Source organism: Planococcus notacanthi (assembly GCF_030407825.1).
GTDB lineage: Bacteria > Bacillota > Bacilli > Bacillales_A > Planococcaceae > Planococcus > Planococcus notacanthi.
Genome location: NZ_JASDCQ010000003.1, coordinates 213005 through 231145, shown reverse-complemented (window position 1 = coordinate 231145; position 18141 = coordinate 213005). Strand labels below are relative to the sequence as shown.

Annotated in this window: 18 protein-coding genes; 6 read left to right on the top strand and 12 right to left on the bottom strand. The window is 46.1% G+C overall.

Translation table 11 applies throughout. The features are described 5' to 3' along the window. Window positions 1-8: 8 nt before the first annotated feature. The 11 genes from QMA01_RS12415 to QMA01_RS12365 all read right to left on the bottom strand — a co-directional run bounded on the left by QMA01_RS12415 (window position 9) and on the right by QMA01_RS12365 (window position 10109). A complete protein-coding gene (locus QMA01_RS12415; protein ID WP_191715404.1) occupies window positions 9-272 on the bottom strand; it encodes a cory-CC-star protein in 264 nt (87 codons plus the stop codon). A gap of 115 nt (window positions 273-387) precedes the next feature. Continuing rightward, on the bottom strand, window positions 388-2124 hold the full coding sequence (locus QMA01_RS12410; RefSeq protein WP_191715403.1) for a carbon starvation CstA family protein: 1737 nt from the start codon (window positions 2122-2124) through the stop codon (window positions 388-390). A gap of 171 nt (window positions 2125-2295) precedes the next feature. After that, a complete protein-coding gene (locus QMA01_RS12405; protein ID WP_290215112.1) occupies window positions 2296-3222 on the bottom strand; it encodes a ketopantoate reductase family protein in 927 nt (308 codons plus the stop codon). Window positions 3223-3237: 15 nt separating this feature from the next. Beyond that, a complete protein-coding gene (locus tag QMA01_RS12400) occupies window positions 3238-4221 on the bottom strand; it encodes an MBL fold metallo-hydrolase (RefSeq protein ID WP_290186179.1) in 984 nt (327 codons plus the stop codon). After that, window positions 4218-5192: a quinone oxidoreductase family protein gene (locus tag QMA01_RS12395; RefSeq protein ID WP_191715401.1), complete on the bottom strand. Its 975-nt coding sequence runs from the start codon at window positions 5190-5192 to the stop codon at window positions 4218-4220. The genes QMA01_RS12400 and QMA01_RS12395 overlap by 4 nt, the downstream gene beginning before the upstream one ends. Window positions 5193-5204: 12 nt before the next feature. Further along, window positions 5205-6971, bottom strand: coding sequence for an acyl-CoA dehydrogenase family protein (locus QMA01_RS12390; protein ID WP_290215111.1), 1767 nt, complete (start codon window positions 6969-6971; stop codon window positions 5205-5207). Beyond that, entirely contained in the window at window positions 6961-7383 is a 423-nt protein-coding gene (locus QMA01_RS12385) for an acyl-CoA thioesterase (RefSeq protein ID WP_191715399.1), read from the bottom strand. The genes QMA01_RS12390 and QMA01_RS12385 overlap by 11 nt, the downstream gene beginning before the upstream one ends. 19 nt (window positions 7384-7402) lie before the next feature. Then, on the bottom strand, window positions 7403-7960 hold the full coding sequence (locus tag QMA01_RS12380) for a TetR/AcrR family transcriptional regulator (RefSeq protein WP_191715398.1): 558 nt from the start codon (window positions 7958-7960) through the stop codon (window positions 7403-7405). A gap of 31 nt (window positions 7961-7991) precedes the next feature. Next, window positions 7992-8765: an SDR family oxidoreductase gene (locus QMA01_RS12375; RefSeq protein ID WP_191715397.1), complete on the bottom strand. Its 774-nt coding sequence runs from the start codon at window positions 8763-8765 to the stop codon at window positions 7992-7994. A gap of 155 nt (window positions 8766-8920) precedes the next feature. After that, on the bottom strand, window positions 8921-9085 hold the full coding sequence (locus QMA01_RS12370; protein WP_290186183.1) for a YfhE family protein: 165 nt from the start codon (window positions 9083-9085) through the stop codon (window positions 8921-8923). Between the two features lie 73 nt (window positions 9086-9158). Continuing rightward, on the bottom strand, window positions 9159-10109 hold the full coding sequence (locus tag QMA01_RS12365) for a threonine ammonia-lyase (protein ID WP_290186184.1): 951 nt from the start codon (window positions 10107-10109) through the stop codon (window positions 9159-9161). A gap of 187 nt (window positions 10110-10296) precedes the next feature. Here QMA01_RS12365 and QMA01_RS12360 point away from each other — a divergent pair, with 187 nt between their 5' ends. The 3 genes from QMA01_RS12360 (at window position 10297) to QMA01_RS12350 (ending at window position 13917) form a co-directional block, all read left to right on the top strand. After that, window positions 10297-10857 carry an SLOG family protein gene (locus QMA01_RS12360; protein ID WP_191715394.1) on the top strand — a complete coding sequence of 187 codons (561 nt, stop codon included), beginning with the start codon at window positions 10297-10299 and terminating at the stop codon, window positions 10855-10857. 89 nt (window positions 10858-10946) lie between these two features. Beyond that, window positions 10947-12437: a glycine betaine uptake BCCT transporter gene (locus QMA01_RS12355; RefSeq protein WP_191715393.1), complete on the top strand. Its 1491-nt coding sequence runs from the start codon at window positions 10947-10949 to the stop codon at window positions 12435-12437. A gap of 106 nt (window positions 12438-12543) precedes the next feature. Next, window positions 12544-13917 carry a Glu/Leu/Phe/Val family dehydrogenase gene (locus QMA01_RS12350; RefSeq protein WP_290215110.1) on the top strand — a complete coding sequence of 458 codons (1374 nt, stop codon included), beginning with the start codon at window positions 12544-12546 and terminating at the stop codon, window positions 13915-13917. A gap of 509 nt (window positions 13918-14426) precedes the next feature. Here the strand turns inward: QMA01_RS12350 and QMA01_RS12345 are convergent. Continuing rightward, on the bottom strand, window positions 14427-15341 hold the full coding sequence (locus tag QMA01_RS12345; protein ID WP_290215109.1) for a catalase family peroxidase: 915 nt from the start codon (window positions 15339-15341) through the stop codon (window positions 14427-14429). 164 nt (window positions 15342-15505) lie between these two features. Here QMA01_RS12345 and QMA01_RS12340 point away from each other — a divergent pair, with 164 nt between their 5' ends. The 3 genes from QMA01_RS12340 (at window position 15506) to QMA01_RS12330 (ending at window position 18137) form a co-directional block, all read left to right on the top strand. Next, window positions 15506-15775 (top strand): GNAT family N-acetyltransferase, encoded by a 270-nt coding sequence (locus QMA01_RS12340; RefSeq protein WP_203340554.1) that lies wholly within the window; start codon window positions 15506-15508, stop codon window positions 15773-15775. A 91-nt stretch (window positions 15776-15866) separates the two neighbouring features. After that, the gene (locus QMA01_RS12335) at window positions 15867-17111 is read left to right on the top strand and encodes an erythromycin esterase family protein (protein WP_290215108.1); all 1245 of its coding nucleotides are present in this window, start codon (window positions 15867-15869) and stop codon (window positions 17109-17111) included. Window positions 17112-17201: 90 nt separating this feature from the next. Beyond that, a complete protein-coding gene (locus tag QMA01_RS12330) occupies window positions 17202-18137 on the top strand; it encodes an aldo/keto reductase (RefSeq protein ID WP_290215107.1) in 936 nt (311 codons plus the stop codon). Window positions 18138-18141: the final 4 nt, after the last annotated feature.

The following is an 18141-nucleotide window of genomic DNA, read 5'->3' as shown; positions in this document are numbered from 1 at the left end:
TAATGAAACTAACAGCAACGAATACCGGTTAACGGTGATTTATCCATCCCCATCCGCAGATGCCAGTCATGAAACTCTTCAATCATGTAAGGATACAACTCCAATGTGTAGTAATAAACAGGGTTGGGAATTCCAAGCATCTCCGAGTAGAGCATCAACAGAAACAAGTCGTCCTCATCCCGAAGTTCACGTGCAATTTCAGTACGGTGCGGCAATTCAAGGACGGCTTCATAATAAGCAATCAACTGCTTCAGTTTATCGAACACCAACATAACAGCACCTCTTCCTTAATATAAATGGAAGGGACCACAAATTGCATGATCCCTTGGCCATCGTCCTATTTTGTCCAGTCATTGAGGCAGACTCTCCATTAACTGAAACCGCTCTTTATTCGTCACCTGAAAAGTCAGGGTCTGCTTTCTTAAGCAACGCTTGAATTGCCGTCAAGATAATCCAAAGTGTAAAGACGAAGATGATCGCACCAAATACGAACAGCAGCGTACTTGGCTGGTCCGCATACCAAGCCCATTGCAGGAAGACCTGCTGGAACATGGCCCATAGCGTCATAAACATCAGGAAGATCATCGGAATGATCGTCACCATGTAATTTCGACCAAGTTTTCGGAGCCAGATGGAAATCAGCAGCAAACTGATGCCGGCAAGCAGCTGGTTGGCGGTACCGAATAACGGCCATAACAAGTAGCCGCCTGAACCGAAACCATTCGGGCCTTCCGGAAGCAGGACCAGTGCAGCACTTGCTCCAACTGCGATAGTAGTCGCGACATGCTTTTTCTCAAGAGATGGAATTTTGTATTCGACACCCAGCTCTGAAATGATGTAGCGCATTAAGCGGACTGACGTGTCCAACGTTGTAGCTGCAAATGACACCACGATGATGGAAACAATGGTTGACGCCACTTCCGCAGGAATCAGCAGGCCTTGAGCTAAATTGGTGGCCCCTTCGATAAAAGCACCTAACCCGGCTCCGTTAGAAGCCTGGAAGCTGCTGTAAGTCGCAAAGAACGTCTCTTTGTCCGGGAACAAGGTAATAACGGCAATGATGGAAATCAGCGCTAAGACCCCTTCACCCACAGCGCCTAAATAACCGACAAAACGGGCATCGGTTTCTTTATCGAGCTGTTTAGATGAAGTACCGGAAGACACAAGTCCATGGAAACCGGATATCGCACCACAGGCAATCGTAATGAACAACAATGGGAACCAGGAAATATCAGCATCCGGATTGGTAATTGGTGCAGTTATGTCCGGGTTGGTGAACAGTAACCCCAAATACAGGATGCCTAGTCCGACAATCAATTGATGCGAGTTGATAAAGTCACGCGGCTGCAGCAATTTCCAGACGGGCAAAGTGGAAGCGATGTAGACGTAGACCATCAAGATGATGATCCAGATAAAGAAGGCTGTTGAAATTGAACCTAACCCAAATAATCCTGCTCCATCTTCTCCACCCATATATTGCACCAGGTCGATTTGCAAAAAGCTCACTTGGCTGGCAACTACAGCAGTTATGTACATGACTGCCAAAGCGATAAGTGATGGGACTAGCATTTTCTTGTTCTTTTTATAAACAGCATGACCGATCCAAATTGCTAATGGAATCTGGATGAAAACCGGTATAACACTGGCGGGGTAAGAAATAAACAAGTTAGCGATTACCCAGGCAAATACAGCATTGACCATCAAAACCAGAATCAGAATGATGAACAGAAACAAAACCTTTCCGCGCTGGCCGATCAAACGATGCGCGAGCGTCCCGACTGATTGCCCTTTGTTCCGGACCGACAAAACCAGTGTGCCGAAATCATGGACACCGGCAGCAAAAACCGTTCCGAGAACTACCCATAATACTGCCGGCAACCAGCCCCAATAGACAGCTATAGCTGGCCCTAAAATTGGAGCAGCTCCCGCAACGGAAGTAAAATGATGTCCCCATAATACAAATTTATTGGTAGGTACGAAATCGACTCCATCTTTAAAGCGATGGGCCGGTGTTACATAATTCGGATCAAGCCTGAAAATCTTTTCTGCTACAAATTTAGAATAAAAGCGGTACCCCAGAATAAATATGAAAATTCCAATAGCGGCCAACGCAATGGCATTCACATTTCCAACCCCTTTTCCTATTTTTTTGCAAGCTTTCCAAATTGCTTGTACACCAATCATAGAGGAGTGCGATAATATTGTAAATGTTCTGACAATAATTATTTCGCTTAAACCAACTTGAGTGGCAAAGTCATTTTATACAACGCTTCTTGCCTTTAATAGACAAGGAGCTTAAGCATCTTTAGTCAATTTTTGCTCATATAACTTTAATTTCGTATAGATGATTTCAAGAACAGGAACCTGCATTTCTAATTCTTTAGCCCGCGCGAGCAAGTAGCCCTGCAGATGTTCAGCTTCCGTAGCCTGCATTTTTTCGATATCCCGCTGCATGGAAGATTTCATTTCTGCCGACATGCTGTTGATCCGCTTTAATTGCATATCCGCAATTTCCCGTTGGATAGGAGCTTCCATCTTTCCCATAATAGCTGCAAGCTCTTCCAGCAATGTCTGGATTGTACGCTGTCCCGATTCAAGTTCCCGTATCGGCCCAATAGGCGATTCCATCATGGAAGTGATGCCCGACATGGCTGTGATAAACAAATACTTATGCCACATTTCCTGTTCGATGTTATCGCTCCTGATGAAATCCGCCTTGGTTCCACTAAAAGCCTGTTCCAATCTTTGTATACGTTGCGTATCGTCGCCTGTCCGTTCACCGTAGATCAATTGATGAGTGGGACTTGTCTGGACAATGGTGCCATCTTCCGCTAATGTCGTTTCGACAAAGCATAAGCCTCCGATGACGCGTTCTTCTCCAAAAGCTTCGACCAACGGAGTCAAATGAGCGATCCCATTCAACAAAGGCAGAATCATGGTATTGCTGTCGACAAACGCCTTTACATCTTCTATCGCGTTTTTCAGCTGATAGGATTTGGTGGACAACAACACCACATCAAAAGGCGCACTTTGTTCTTTTTTTGTGATCAGTTTAGGAGAAAGCTGCAGATCCCCGTGTTTGCTTTGGATATTCAAGCCAGTTTGCTGCAGCTTCTCTTTTCTTCCTTCCCTCACCAGAAAAGTGACGTCTTCCCCTTTTTCGAGCAATCGTCCGCCAAAGTATCCACCAATCGCTCCTGCACCTACAATCAGAATTTTCATGACTGCACCCCTCTTCTATACTTTTTCATATAGCCAAATGCCATTTGTCATTTCGCGTCTACATTCCTTTTTGTGCCTCAAGTGTTCCAGATGTGCCAGTGTTTCTCCCACAGCAAAACGCATTTCATGAACGTTCAAAGGCCGCCGGAACAATGTTTCACATGCTTTGAAGATGGTTTTCGGCGCAGTGATTGCCTCCAGCGTTTCTTCAAGCCGCTCGTCATGGTGCCTCAACAGTTCATCGATTCGCTGATTGGCATCATAAAATGGGCTTCCATGAGACGGAATGACGAATCCCGCATCCAATTTCCTAACTTTTTTCAAAGACGCTAAGTATGACGCTAGAGGATCCTTTTCTCCATGAAACCAATACGAAATATTGGGTGTTATTTTAGGCAGAATGTGGTCTGCTGAAAACAATGTCCGGTGCTCTTCATTATAGAAGCAAATCATGCCGTCGGAATGGCCTGGCGTAGAGATCACCCGGTATTCATTGTGGCCGATCTGCACAAGGTCCCCTTCTGCTAAATACTGTTCGATTTTCGGCAAAGGCGATACCAAAGGCTTGAATTCTTCCGTATTCTTTGCCATCTGCACTGCCTGGCTTTCAGGAATTCCCGACGCTCTGTAGTTTTCAGGAATGGTTTCCAAAAAAGGATCTGCCCACGACGCCATTCCTGCTGCCGCATCCGTCTGGGTCATTCGAACTTTTGCTCCCGTCTTTTCCTGCAATCCACCTGCATAGCCGAAATGGTCCGGATGATAATGGGTCACCAATATATCAGTGACCTGTTTGCCTTGCAGCTTGCGTTCCCATAAAGCTCTCGTATAGTCATTGTTTAATCCAGCATCAATGACTGTCCACCCCTGCCCAGTTTCGGCCAAGAAGCAGTTGACGTGATTTAAACGAAAAGGCAAATCAATCCGGATCGCTTCAACTCCCAATTTTTCCAGCATCGCCGCAGTTTCAAAGCCATTATTTGATACATGCTGCGTCACGGCTTCAAAACCAGCTTCCCGATGGTTTTTCGCCCCTGCAACGAATGATGAGCCTTCGCTGCTTCTTCCAATGGATACGTACCGCCGATCGTCAAAATCAACTCTCCACTCTTCATATAAGTCAATAATTCACTGAAGCTTCGCTGGAATAATTCCGGGTAACGCATAATCTGTGGCAGAAAAAAGCCGATGACTGACTGGTTTTTGCGCATCAATTGACCAGGGTTGAATGACGCCTGTTCTCCGCTGGCTGCACCGAATATGACAAGCCTGCCGAATGGAGCTAAGCATTTCACCGTTTTATTGAAGACTTCACCGCCGACCATTTCCAGCGCCAAGTCTACGCCTTTACCGTCAGTAAGGCTCTTCACTTTTTCTACCCATCCTTCTTCCGTGTAGTTGACCAGGTGGGTAGCACCCATTTTCTGCGCATGAAATAGTTTTTCTTCCGTACTCGCTGTTGCGATAATTTTTCCAGCCCCAAAAATCTTGGCTAATTGGACGGCGATGGCGCCGACACCACCTGCAGCAGCGTGAATCAATACTGTCTCCCCTGGTTCCAGACGGCCCATGGTTTTTAAAATATGATAAGCACTTAATCCCTGCAGCGGCAGCGCCACAGCCTGATCAAAGTCGACGCCTTCCGGCACTTCTGTCAGCACACTTTGGTCGACAGCTGCATATTCGGCGTAGCCTGCAGAACCGATGAGCGCAACAACACGATCGCCCGTTTTAAACTTTTCGACGTTTCCCCCCACTTCGACGATTACGCCAGCCACTTCCGACCCTGGAATATACGGCAGTTCCGTCGGGACGACATATTTCCCTTCACGCCTCGCTGTATCTGCATAATTGACGCCGATTGCTTTCACTTCAATAATGACTTCTGTAGCAGATGGATCCGGCTTTTCAGCTTCCACGAACTGCAAGACATCAGGTCCACCGTATTCTTCAAATTTAATAACCTTCATCAATAATTCCCCCTAGCAAATATAGTGTTCCGCTTCTAATAAATCCTTAGCAATCTGCCGCTTCACTTTATCCATGCCCCCGTGCTGCAGACGGTTCAGTTCGTTTATCACTGCGGCTGTATTGCGCGCCAATTGATTTTCATCAGAAACTGCCTGGATCATTTTACGGGCCGCCATTTCCACTTCCATAAGTGTATCGCTCGCCAAAGCCTGGATCATCAACATTTTCAGCGCATGCTGCTGTTCGCTTTCTGTTGCCATTGCTTTCTCCGTTCTCATCACCGCAGATTCGAGAGCGTATAAAGCAATAGCGATATCCGCCAATGCCATCAGCACTTCCTGCTCTTCACCGAGACTGTTTCCGTATGTTTCATAGGCCATGCCAGTACAAAACAGAAAGATGCGGCGGATTGCCTGGACGGCTTCTATTTCCCGGGAAATAGGCGAGTTTGTTACGGCTTTTGGAGATTTCATTTCTTCAATAGCAGATGCTGTCAATTGCGGCAATGGCAGCTTACCTTTAGCCGCCTGCTTCAACAAATTCCCTGGAATCAGCAACCGATTGACTTCATTTGTGCCTTCAAAGATCCGGTTGATCCGTGAATCACGGTACATTTGCTCCACTTTATATTCTTTAATAAAACCGTAACCGCCATGTAGCTGCAGTGCCTCATCAGCTACAAAGTCGAGCGTTTCCGAGCCATGCACTTTGCAGACCGCACATTCAACTGCATACTCCATCAGCTGTTTAGCAATAAAGTCGTAATCGTCCGATTCATAAAGCCCACCCAGCGCATCTTCCAAATACCCCGCAGTCCGGTATTGAAGAGATTCAGAGGCGTAGATGCGAAGAGCCATATTGGCCAATTTTTCTTGAGTAGCCGTAAATTCCGCAATCGCTTTGCCGAATTGACGGCGTTCGCTGGTATATTTCAATGCTAGCTCCAATCCATATTTTGCTGCACCCATGCAGGCAGATCCCAGGTTGTAGCGTCCCAAATTCAAGACATTTAAGGCAATGATATGGCCTTTGCCTATTTCCCCAAGCAAATTCTCCACCGGCACTTCGCAATCTTCAAAAATGACGGATCGCGTGGAAGAACCTTTAATGCCCATCTTCTGTTCTTCCTGCCCAAGCGATAGGCCTGGGTGGTCTTTTTCAACGATGAACGCCGTAAAGGCTGTCCCATCAACTTTTGCGTAAACAATGAATGTATCGGAAAAAGCGGCATTGGTGATGAACATCTTTGTTCCGTTCAATAGGTAATGGGTTCCGGCTTCATTGAGCTTGGCAGTAGTTTTGGCAGAAAGCGCGTCGGACCCTGCTCCCGGCTCCGTCAGGCAATAAGCACCGATAAATTCACCCGAAGCCAGCTTCGGCAAATATTTCTCTTTTTGCTCTCGCGTGCCAAAATAAGTGATTGGCAACGTCGCAATGCATGTATGATTGGAATGCGCTACGCCGTATCCTCCAGCTGAGCCCAGCGACTCGCCGACCAGCCCTTTGCTGATTTTATCCAGTCCAAGGCCACCGTATGCTTCCGGAATGCTATGGCCAAGCAGCCCAAGCTCTCCCGCTTTAGCAAACAGCTCCTTAACCAAATCGAAATCCTGGTTTTCGATAGCTTCATTGTTTGGCCGTACTTCCTTTTCAAGAAAAAGCCTTGCTGTTTTGGCAATCAATTGATGCTCATCCGTGAAATCTTCCGGTGTGAAAAAATCTTGCGACGGTTTATAAAGGAAGGATGCCCCTTTATATCCTGTGGTCTTAGTTTCCATGATGGCTTGCCTCCTTGATTAAATGCTTTTCCAGTTGTTGGCGGTTTGCTTCGGGTAAAGGCTCGCTTTTTTGTGTTTCGAAATTGAAATGGACACCGCTTGCCTGTCCTCTTGCAATCAGTTCCCCACTTTCTGCATCATTGATTTCGTGTACCACCTGAAAACTTGAGTTGCCGATTTTGCTGACTTCTGTCCGGACGACCAACTTTTGGTTGTAATAGCCCTGACTGACAAAGTCACAGGAAGCTGAAGCAAGAATGATCTTCCAATTCTTGATGTCGCGCCCAAAACCCAGTTCAGCAAAAAATTCAGTCCGCGCTTCTTCCAGGTAGATAAAATAGCTGATATTGCTGATATGCCCTAAGGCGTCAGTTTCACTAAACCGCACTTTTACCGGAATTTCATGTGCCATTGCATTTCCTCCTTTATCTTCAAACGATGCCGTTAAGAATCAGATCACTGTATATGTCCGCCAACCGATCCGCTGTAATCCCACCTGAGGGATTGAACCATTGGTAGCTCCAATTAGCGACACCTAAAATGGCAAATGCGATGATATCAGGATCAAGTCCCTGCCGGAATTCTTTTTGAACGATACCGTCCATTATGATTTTTTCCAGGTTTTTACGAAATTTTTCACGTTTGCCCTTCACTTGGAAGGCATTCTCTTCGCCCAGATGGCGCATTTCCCTAAAAAATACTTTCCCGCTTGGTCCATGTTTCGCGATGTCGGTAATCAATAAAGCGATGAGCTGCGTCAGTTTTTCACGATTGCTGATTTGCTTTTGCTGGATTTTCTCCTGGCGGTTCAGCAGATCGTCGATATAGCCTAAATGAATATCCATCAACAGTTGTTCTTTGCTTGAGAAGTAATAATAGAAAGTCCCTTTCGTGACACCTAACGCCTCGACGATATCCTGTATGGAAGTTTCACTGAAACCCTTTTCCTCAAACAGGAGAATGCTTTTCTGTTTGATTTCCGCTTTCATGGTCATACCCCGCCATTCGTTTTCCCATAATTTACAGTGCGTGCATGCCGCCATCGACGATAACGACATCACCAGTTATATAATCAGAAGCTTTGGATGCCAGGAATAAAGCGGCTCCTTTCAAATCCTCTTCCGTGCCGAAACGATTCAATGGCGTTTGGGCAAGCAAGCCCTCCTGTCCTTTTTCCATCACCACTTTCGACATTTTGGTCGGAAAGAAACCAGGAGCGATCGCATTGACGTTAATGTTATGCTGCCCCCATTTGGCAGCCAAATCTTTCGTAAAAGTGATGACCGCACCTTTGCTGGTGTTATAGCCTATCGTATCCATCAGCGTCGGATTGATTCCCCCTAATCCGGCAACTGATGAAATATTGATGATCTTTCCGCTCTTTTGTTCAATCATCGCCTTTCCTGCTTCACGGCTCATGAGGAATGTTCCTGTTACATTGACATCCATCACTTTTTGCCAGGCATCCAGCGGCATATCGACAACCGGCGCTCCCCACGTAGCTCCGGAATTATTGACCAGAATATCAATAGAGCCGAACTTTTCAAGCGTTTGCTGAACAACATTCTTCACATCGTCTTCATTCGTGACATCACATGCCAGCGCAAGCGTTCCGGCGCCCATTTTATCCAATTTTTCCGCCGTTTCCTGGCAGGCCTCCACTTTTCGTGAACACACGACGACATTCGCTCCCGCTTCTGCAAACGCTTCAGCCATCATGGCACCAAGGCCACGGCCACCTCCTGTTACAATTGCCGTTTTGCCTTCCAATTTGAATAAATCCATTACGTTCATCTTCCATCCCCCTGTCTATTGATAAAACATACATACTAACTAGTTAGTATGTTCAGAATTCTTAAATTAATGTTACCGCTTTCAACTTCTTTTTGCAAGAAACGATTCAATACAAAAAAGCCGATTATTACTTTAAGTAATAATCAGCTTTTCAATCACTTGTCATCAGATTTTTCGGACTTGCTTTCGTTTTGTTGATTTTCCGCCTTGGCAACATTGTCTGCTTTCTTAAAATCGTCATTGTAATGCACTTCCTGAGCGGCCTTCAAATCCAGTTCTTTATCCGCCAATTTTTCATGTGGCTCTTTTTCTTTGCTCATGACTCCCACTCCTTTCATCAATTGGTTTCCATCCTGTTGTTGGCACTTTTCCCGCGTGACGTTCATCTAAACCTCAATTTTCTAGTACATGAGAAATCTTAAGAAGGTCGATGTTCCCTCCTGTTAAAACGACAACGGCCTTTTTAATTTCCATTTCATTCTTACCTGCCATGACTGCAGCCAAAGCCGTCGCGCCTGAAGGTTCTACTAGTTGTTTGGTGCGTTCCAACAAGAAACGGAATGCCTCTTTAATTTCAGTTTCAGAAACCAAGACCAAGTCGTCGAGATGCTCTTTCAAAACCGGAAAGGTCAAATCACCAGGCTGTGAAGTGCGCAATCCGTCCGCGATGGTTGAAGTTCCGGAAATGGCTGTGATTTCCCCTTTTTGAAGAGAGAGAAACGTATCATTGGCTGTCTCAGGTTCGACTCCGATAATACGGATGCTGGGTTTACTATTTTTTACTGCCGATAAAATTCCGCTGATCAAGCCGCCCCCTCCAACCGGCACAACAATGGTGTCCGCTTCCGGCACCTGTTCAAGAATCTCCAAGGCAACGGTTCCCTGGCCGGCAATGACCGCGGGGTGATCATAAGGTGGGATATAGACCCCATTATTTCTTTCTGCCAATTGCTCGGCTCTCGGTATTCGTTCAGCGGAAGTCAATCCGCAATACTCAACCTTGGCCCCGTATGCTTTAATCGCTTCCACTTTGGCGCGATTGGCATCTTCAGGCACAATAATGATCGCAGGGATGCCCATTCGACCGGCGATATAAGCAATAGCCTGGCCATGATTGCCTGAAGACGCTGCTGTGATGAAACGTGCTCCAGCCGCTGCTGCTTGTTTTACCGCATTCGTGGCTCCCCTTATTTTAAAGGAGCCCGTCTTCTGCAGATGTTCCGCTTTTAAAAAGACTTCCATTCCGCAGCGTTCATCCAGAAGCGAAGACGTCAAGATCGGTGTTCGATGGATTGTCTCTTGGATTTCTTTCTGTGCTTTCTTCACATCTGCAAGGCTTACCATTTAATCCACTCCTTTGGTTCACTAATAAATCCGTTCTATTTTTCCTGTATCTTATCATAAACGTTCTTTTTAAATTGAATAATCAGATTTAAAAATCCATCCGTTATGCGGAGAAATTAATGCGAGTTTACGCTCTGCCGCCTATACTATAGAGTAAGATGGCAAAACCTCAAGAGGAGTGGACAAATTGTTGAAACGATTGGTGGTCACCGGCTATAAGCAACATGAACTGGGCATATTTGACGAAAAGAATCCAGGTGTCTTTTTCATTAAAAAAGCATTGGAAAATCGTTTTCGTGCTTTGCTTGATGAAGGATTGGAATGGATAATTTTGAGCGGACAGCTGGGTGTTGAAACCTGGGCTGCTGAAGTTGTGCTAGAGATGAAGGAAGAATTTCCGGAATTGAAATACGCTGTGCTTACACCTTTTCTCGACCAGGAAGGAAGATGGAATGAAACCAAGCAGGAAAATTATCGCATGATTATCGAACAGGCTGATTTTCACCGCAGCCTGACCAGTAAACCTTATGAAGCACCTTGGCAATTCATCGAAAAGAACAAGTTCTTCCTGCGCAATTCCGATGGCATCCTCATAGTCTATGATGAAGAAACTGATGGTTCCCCCAAATTCATCAAGAAAGAAGCGGAGCGTTATGCGGAAACAACTGATTATCAAGTTTTGACGATTTCCGGTGATGACCTGCGAGTTGTGGCAGAAGAAGAACAAATGAAGGAATGGGACAATTAATATCCCTCCTTTCTTTTATTAGGTTGACTATAAGTAAGCTTTTAGGTAACCTTAACAACTATGTTAAAAAAATTACTTCAGGAGGAACTATGAAGAAAGCTTCGAAAGTCTTTTACATCACATTTGCGTTGGTTATCTTAACTGTCGCTTTCGGCGTTATTGCGCCTGAAATCTTTGAAACTGCCACGGGAAACATCCGTAACTATATCAATACAGCATTTGGCTGGTATTATTTAATGATTATGGCCATTCTGCTAATCCTCGTTGCCATCATTATCGTCAGCCCCTATGGAAAAATCCGGCTTGGCAAAGATTCTGATCGCCCTGAGTTTTCGACTTTCAGTTGGATCTCCATGTTATTCTCTGCGGGGATGGGCATCGGCCTCGTCTTCTATGGCGCTTCAGAGCCGCTATCCCATTTTGCCATTCAACCTGCAACGGCAGAAATCGGATCTGATGCTGCGTTTAAGGAAGCTTTGCAGCGATCTTATTACCACTGGGGCATCCATATCTGGACGATGTATGGAATGGTCGCTCTTTCTTTAGCCTTTTTCCAATTCAGAAAAGGCGAACCTGCATTAATTTCATCAACATTGAAGCCGATTTTTGGCGATAAGATGAATGGTCCCTTGGGAACACTCGTTGACGTACTCGCTGTTTTTGCTACAGTCTTTGGCGTAGCAACTTCACTCGGCTTTGGCGCTGCTCAAATTAATGGCGGCATTGCTTATCTGTTCGGCGCACCTCAAGAATATTGGGTACAAATGCTGATCATTGGTGCCGTGACTATTTTGTTCATCGCTTCTGCATGGTCGGGACTGAACAAAGGAATCAAATACCTGTCTAATACCAATATGGTTTTAGCAGTTATTTTGTTGATACTGGTCCTAATATTAGGCCCTACACTACTAATTTTGAATATGTTCACTGAAACTTTCGGAGAGTATCTTCAAAATTTAATCAGCCTGAGCTTCCAATCCGCTCCACTTGATGCAGAAAATCGCAGCTGGCTGGATGGATGGACCATCTTCTACTGGGCATGGTGGATTTCATGGGCACCATTTGTCAGTATGTTTATCGCCCGCATTTCCAAAGGCCGCACCATCCGTGAATTCCTGGTTGGCGTAGTACTTGCACCAAGCGCCTTTGCGGGAATCTGGTACGCTACTTTCGGATCGACAGCAATCAATTTTCAAAAAAGCGGGATCGATTTAACAGCTTTCCCTACAGAACAGACATTGTTTGCGATGTTTAACGAGATGCCGCTCGGTTTTATCATGTCGCTCATTGCCATTCTGCTCGTTACAACATTCTTCATTACATCTGCTGACTCCGCTACTTTCGTATTGGGGATGCAGTCAACACACGGCTCTTTGGTGCCAAGCAACCAAATCAAGATCCTCTGGGGAATTGCCCAGTCAATGGTGGCAGCCATCCTACTGTCCGTGGGAGGCTTGACGGCTGTGCAGAACACCATTATTATCGCGGCATTGCCTTTCTCATTCGTGATGATCCTCATGGTCTTTGCGCTGTTTAAAGCACTGAATCTGGAATTGCAATTGATTAAAAACAAAAAGTAAACAACTGCCGTCTTCGGGATATTCCGAAGACGGCTTTTCTTATTGATTAAATAGAGAAGGACTGGGTATAGATTAAGTAGACATTACACTTGGAGGTGTTCCGGATATGCAGACAGAAACCAAAAAAATTATTCAGGAATCATTGGATGCTTTGCTTGAAAACGATTCATTCCTGCCTGATTTGGCGGACCGCAAGCAGGCTTTCGCTTCACTGAGCGCCATTCTTTCTACACCTGACAAAATACATAAAGCCTTCCTGAGGGTCCCTTTGGATGACGGGAGTGTCGTTCGGATTCCCGCTTTCCGTGCACAGCACAACGATGCAATGGGCCCTTATAAAGGCGGCATCCGTTTTCACGAAAGCGTCAATGAAGAAGAAGTCATCAACCTGGCATTTCTGATGACTTTGAAAAACGCACTCCACAAAGTGCCGTTCGGCGGCGGCAAGGGCGGCATTGTCCTTAACCCCCGCGAATACTCGGAAAAAGAACTGAATCTCATTTCCAGAAAATACGTCCGCTATTTCTCAGATGTTATTGGTCCGGATAAAGACATCCCCGCGCCTGACATGGGTTCTGGCGAGAGGGAAATGGACTGGATGATGGCAGAATACAAAAAAGTCCATCACGGTACCCCGTACCTTGGAAGTTTCACCGGTAAAAGCGTTGTAAACGGCGGGTCGCTTGGAAGACGGGAAGCAACCGGAAAAGGCGTTTATTTCACATTCCGCTACCTTCTTCACGATTACGTGAAAGCCAACGAACAGCTGCTGTCCACCAGTGATAACCCTTTTGCCAAGACGACTTTGGAGCTCTACGACCGCCCATTGAAGATGGCTGTCCAAGGCTTTGGGAATGTTGGTTCCGTAGCTGCTCTAGAGGCTTATAAATGTGAGTTGATCGACCACAAAATCGTTGCTGTCAGTGACCGCAACGTAACCTTGTATAACGAAGACGGACTGGATATTCCCGCTTTGATCGAATTTACCAAAACCAACCGTGGAGATTTGCCAGCAACAGAAGAGCAGTTGCAAAGTGCCAGCATCAAAGCGGAAATAAAAGAACGCGAGATCCTGGTCACCTTGCCAGTAGATGTCTTGCTATTGGCGGCACTCGAAAACCAAATCCGCGAAGACAATGTAAGAGACGTACAGGCACGGATTATCATAGAAGGTGCAAACGCACCTACGACAGCTGAAGCCGACGAATACCTGAATGAGCAAGGCGTTGTTGTCATCCCTGACATTCTGGCAAATGCCGGCGGGGTTATCGTTTCTTATTTCGAATGGCTGCAAGGCCGTGAAACGCAGTTCTATACAGAAAAAGAAGTTTATCGATTATTGATCGAAAAAATGCAGGAAACAATGGATATGATGCTTCCACAATATTATGGAGATCCATACGCACTGCGCCAAAATTGCTTTATCCATGCCGTCAAGAAATTATCCACTGTAATTTACCGGCAAGGAAAGCTTTACTAGAGAAAAGCGGAAGCAGCCGTTTAGCCTCGACAAGCGCTGGAAGCCTTATCGGTAATGGCGGTCTTTGCCATTGCTGGTAAGGCTGAAGCGACTCGAGAGGCTGGCTGCTGGAGTCTGGACAAAGAAAAGCGCAAGCGCCCGTGTAGTTCTGACAGGCAAGAGATGGCTCAAAGGTAGTTTGAGCCATCTCTTTGCGACGAAGCACAGAGTGCTGCAGGAGCAATAAGGTTTTAGGCAGACCAGCGAAGTGGCGCTTTTTGCCACACAGCTGGGTTGACTTATGACCCGAAGAGCTGGGCGCTGGAGTCTGGACAAAGAAAAGCGCAAGCAGCCGTTTAGCCTCGACAAGCGCTGGAAGCCTTATCGGTAATGGCGGTCTTTGCCATTGCTGGTAAGGCTGAAGCGACTCGAGAGGCTGGCTGCTGGAGTCTGGACAAAGAAAAGCGCAAGCGCCTAAAAGTAGAAAATGACTTAAAACGCACAGCCCTTAAAATTGGGCTGTGCGTTTTTTACTGCTCGGACATTCTTCGTTGGTGGGAAATTCTGTACGCGTCGTGGCGGAAGTTTAGAATACGGTCTTCTGAACATGCAATGCCTTCCGTAACAAGCGTCGGATCAAAAACAATCTCGTCCGCTTCCGGCGCCTCTTCCACGATCGCCAAATAACCGATCGTCAGCTTTTCCCGGTCGTCCGGCCATTCTTTTGTCGGATCGTCGACAGGATCTTCCGGTTGCCCCAAAATGACATCCAGTCGGAAATTCACCGGACCTTTTGCAATCCGGTCCTCAATATCCGCTTCAAAAGAACCGACTGGCAATTTAACGGCATCGAGCGGCGACAAGGTTTCCACCTCTCCTTCCGGTTCCCATACGTATTTAATCGGTCTACGCTGGCCGTTTAGGCCAATAAAATAAAATGCATGGACCGAGTTATACTGGCCGGTCGCAAAACTGGCCGGTGCCTGCATTTTGCGGATGTTGTTGAGCATCGCTCCACTTTCCGGATAATCTTTCAGCAAGCCTGCCAGTTCCGTTATGCTGGGCTTGCCTTTCTTGAACGATTTTGCGACACCCAGCATTTCTGTGAAAATTTCGGGTGTTTTTGCAAAGAAAATGGGAGACGTGACACCCACGATATTGGTCGCCTCTCCGTTCGCCAATTCGAATTGGACGGCCATTCCTTTGACTGGAGACATTGCATCTGCCCATGTCGGGTCTGGAGAGAAATGCGAAAAACGAACAAAAGCTCTGCTTTCCCCTTTTTGCAGATGCGATGCTGTTGTCAACTCACTGGCGGAACCTGTCGCTGTAAAACGGGCTCGGTAACTTTTCCCTCTGGCATGGGCTCTTCGGTACCCTTGATGTCTGCCAAATACCTTTTCAATTCGGTCAATGGCTGTTTCTGCTAACTGTGACTTTTTCATTCCTTATCACCTCTTCATGAGAATCCATACCCTGTTTATACAAGGAGTAAATCTGTATATTTATTTTTCCCGCAATATAATTTCTTCATTGGGATTGAATATTCTATATTATAGAGGGAATACAAAAAAAGAACGCATCATACAAACTAAAGGAGGCAACATCAGTGGATTTCAAACATGAAAACAATAAATTCTCGGCTGTGGAGAATTCCGAAGAACTGGCTTACCTGAGTTATGTAGAAAATGGGGATGTATTGACCGTCGACCATACCGAGGTATCCCCCAAACTGGAGGGCCAAGGAATCGGCAAAAAATTAGTTTCACAGGTCGTTGAGTTCGCACGCAGCGAAAACAAAACAATCGACCCTCAATGTCCATTTGCACACAGTGTCATTGAAAAAACACCTGAATTCCAAGACGTATTGGCTAAATGAGAGAGCATCCGCAAAAGCGGATGCTTTTTCTTTTGCCTTTGTTTGAGAGCTTTAACAAGGGGAACATGAACAGTAAAAAGGGGTGGAACAGATGAAGACATCGCTTGAGGAAGCCGTGCAAATGTGCGCACAACCCTTCCGCTCAGTTGAAGAATTGACGCCACTATTAGAAGCGATCGGTGATGCGAAATTTGTTCTTCTGGGAGAAGCAACACACGGAACATCCGAATTTTATACCTGGCGGGCAGCGTTGACCAAAAGATTAATTTTGGAAAAAGGCTTTTCGCTGATTGCCGTTGAAGGTGATTGGCCTTCCTGCCAACAGGTAAACCGCTACATCAAAGACTTTGAAGGGAACGGGAAAAAACCGGATGAACTGCTTGCGGCTTTTACCAGATGGCCGACCTGGATGTGGGCCAATAAAGAAATCGCTGATTTTGTCAGTTGGCTGAGAGAGTACAATCAAGCAACTTCCCAAAAAGTTGGTTTTTATGGCATTGATGTATACAGTCTTTGGGAATCGATGGAAGAAGTGATTCGCTATTTAACCGACATTAATCCGTCCGGCGGAGATGCTGAATTGGCCAAGAAAGCATTTTCCTGCTTTGAACCATTTAACCGTGAACCGGAAAATTACGCAGTGACTGCTATGGACTTTTCCAAGGCATGCGTGGAGGAAGTCACAAAATTGTTGGCCTCCATCCGTTCAAACGAAGACCTGTACAAGGATGAATATGAGGAAGATCTGAATTTAAAGATCAATGCGCTGGTCCTAAAAAATGCAGAAGCTTATTACCGGGCGATGGTGCAAAGTGGTGAAATTTCCTGGAATATCCGTGATGAACATATGGTGGAAGCGATCAACGAAGTTCGGGATTATCATGGCAGAGAGGCAAAAATTATCATTTGGGAGCACAATACCCACATCGGAGATGCCAGTGCCACGGATATGAGAAAGGAGGGAATGACCAATGTAGGGCAGATTCTGCGTGAACAAAACCGCTTAGAGGATGTTTATGCAGTCGGCTTCGGGACGCACTCCGGAACGGTCATTGCCGCCCCTTCTTGGGGAGACCCGGCCGAAGAAATGATAATCCCGCCTGCCACGCCCAATACGTGGGAAGATGTTCTGCACCGAACCGGCGCTTTCAATAAATTCTTTTTGTTTCATTCGGAGAATTTCGCTCTTTTTGATCGTTGGGTCGGTCACCGCGCAATCGGCGTCGTCTATAACCCTGAACACGAAGCATATGGCAATTATGTCCCGTCAAAAATGTCGCAGCGATATGACGCCTTTATTTTCATTGATCGCACCCATGCGCTCCGGCCTCTTTAAACGGATAGTCTTTCCTGAGCGTTATCTTTCTCCCAAAAATTTTAGAATGTTATGATAAAGTCAGACTTACTCAGAGGAGCTGGACTATTCATGACTGAAAAGACGCAACTTGGAAAAACAGGCTTATACATCAATCCCATCGGCCTCGGCATCAATGCTGTAGGCGGACATAATCTTTATCCGGATTTAAACGAAGACACCGGCAAAGAGCTGGTTCACGCCGGCATTGACAATGGGTTGAACTTTATTGATACTGCTTATTCCTACGGCTATGGCCGATCAGAAGAATTATTGGGTGAAGTGCTGCAGGAATCCGGGGCACGCCATGAGCTGGTGGTTGCCACTAAAGGTGCTCAGCGCCGCCATGGTGATGAGCATGTCACTGATAACTCACCGGCATTTTTGAAGCAGTCGGTGGAAGATAGCCTAAAACGCCTTCAAACTGATTATATTGACTTGTTCTACATTCATTTTCCTGATGAGCAAACACCGAAAGCAGAAGCAGTCGGCGCATTGCAGCGCCTGAAAGAAGAAGGGAAAATCCGTTCGATCGGCGTTTCCAATTTCTCCATGGACCAATTAAAGGATGCCAATAAAGACGGTTACGTCGATGTTTTTCAAGGCGAGTACAATCTGTTGAAGCGCCAGGCTGAAGAAGATTATTTTCCTTATGTAAAAGAACACGGAATTTCCTACGTCCCTTACTTCCCATTTGCTGCCGGTTTGTTGGCGGGGAAATACGATAAAAACAAAACTTTCGATGATTTGCGGACAAACATGCCCCACCTTCAAGGAGACGAATTTGAGCGCAACTTGGAGAAGGTACGAAAACTAACGAATATTGCAGAAGCCAAAGGCACGGAAACAGCACACGTGGTGTTGGCCTGGTATCTGGCGCGCCCCGAAATTGACGGCGTAATTCCCGGTGCTAAACGTGCCGACCAGGTATTGTCGAACTTAAGCGCACTCGACGTCCAATTGAGCACGGAAGAAATTCTGGAAATCGGTTCTATTTTTAAAGGTTAATCCA

Coding starts and splice junctions, on each gene's coding strand:
- QMA01_RS12395 (WP_191715401.1), bottom strand. CDS start 5,192: ATGAAGGTTATTAAATTTGAAGAATACGGTGGACCTGATGTCTTGCAG.
- QMA01_RS12390 (WP_290215111.1), bottom strand. CDS start 6,971: ATGGAAACTAAGACCACAGGATATAAAGGGGCATCCTTCCTTTATAAA.
- QMA01_RS12345 (WP_290215109.1), bottom strand. CDS start 15,341: ATGAAAAAGTCACAGTTAGCAGAAACAGCCATTGACCGAATTGAAAAG.
- QMA01_RS12405 (WP_290215112.1), bottom strand. CDS start 3,222: ATGAAAATTCTGATTGTAGGTGCAGGAGCGATTGGTGGATACTTTGGC.
- QMA01_RS12370 (WP_290186183.1), bottom strand. CDS start 9,085: ATGAGCAAAGAAAAAGAGCCACATGAAAAATTGGCGGATAAAGAACTG.
- QMA01_RS12350 (WP_290215110.1), top strand. CDS start 12,544: ATGCAGACAGAAACCAAAAAAATTATTCAGGAATCATTGGATGCTTTG.
- QMA01_RS12335 (WP_290215108.1), top strand. CDS start 15,867: ATGAAGACATCGCTTGAGGAAGCCGTGCAAATGTGCGCACAACCCTTC.
- QMA01_RS12385 (WP_191715399.1), bottom strand. CDS start 7,383: ATGGCACATGAAATTCCGGTAAAAGTGCGGTTTAGTGAAACTGACGCC.
- QMA01_RS12415 (WP_191715404.1), bottom strand. CDS start 272: ATGTTGGTGTTCGATAAACTGAAGCAGTTGATTGCTTATTATGAAGCC.
- QMA01_RS12375 (WP_191715397.1), bottom strand. CDS start 8,765: ATGAACGTAATGGATTTATTCAAATTGGAAGGCAAAACGGCAATTGTA.
- QMA01_RS12365 (WP_290186184.1), bottom strand. CDS start 10,109: ATGGTAAGCCTTGCAGATGTGAAGAAAGCACAGAAAGAAATCCAAGAG.
- QMA01_RS12330 (WP_290215107.1), top strand. CDS start 17,202: ATGACTGAAAAGACGCAACTTGGAAAAACAGGCTTATACATCAATCCC.
- QMA01_RS12355 (WP_191715393.1), top strand. CDS start 10,947: ATGAAGAAAGCTTCGAAAGTCTTTTACATCACATTTGCGTTGGTTATC.
- QMA01_RS12380 (WP_191715398.1), bottom strand. CDS start 7,960: ATGAAAGCGGAAATCAAACAGAAAAGCATTCTCCTGTTTGAGGAAAAG.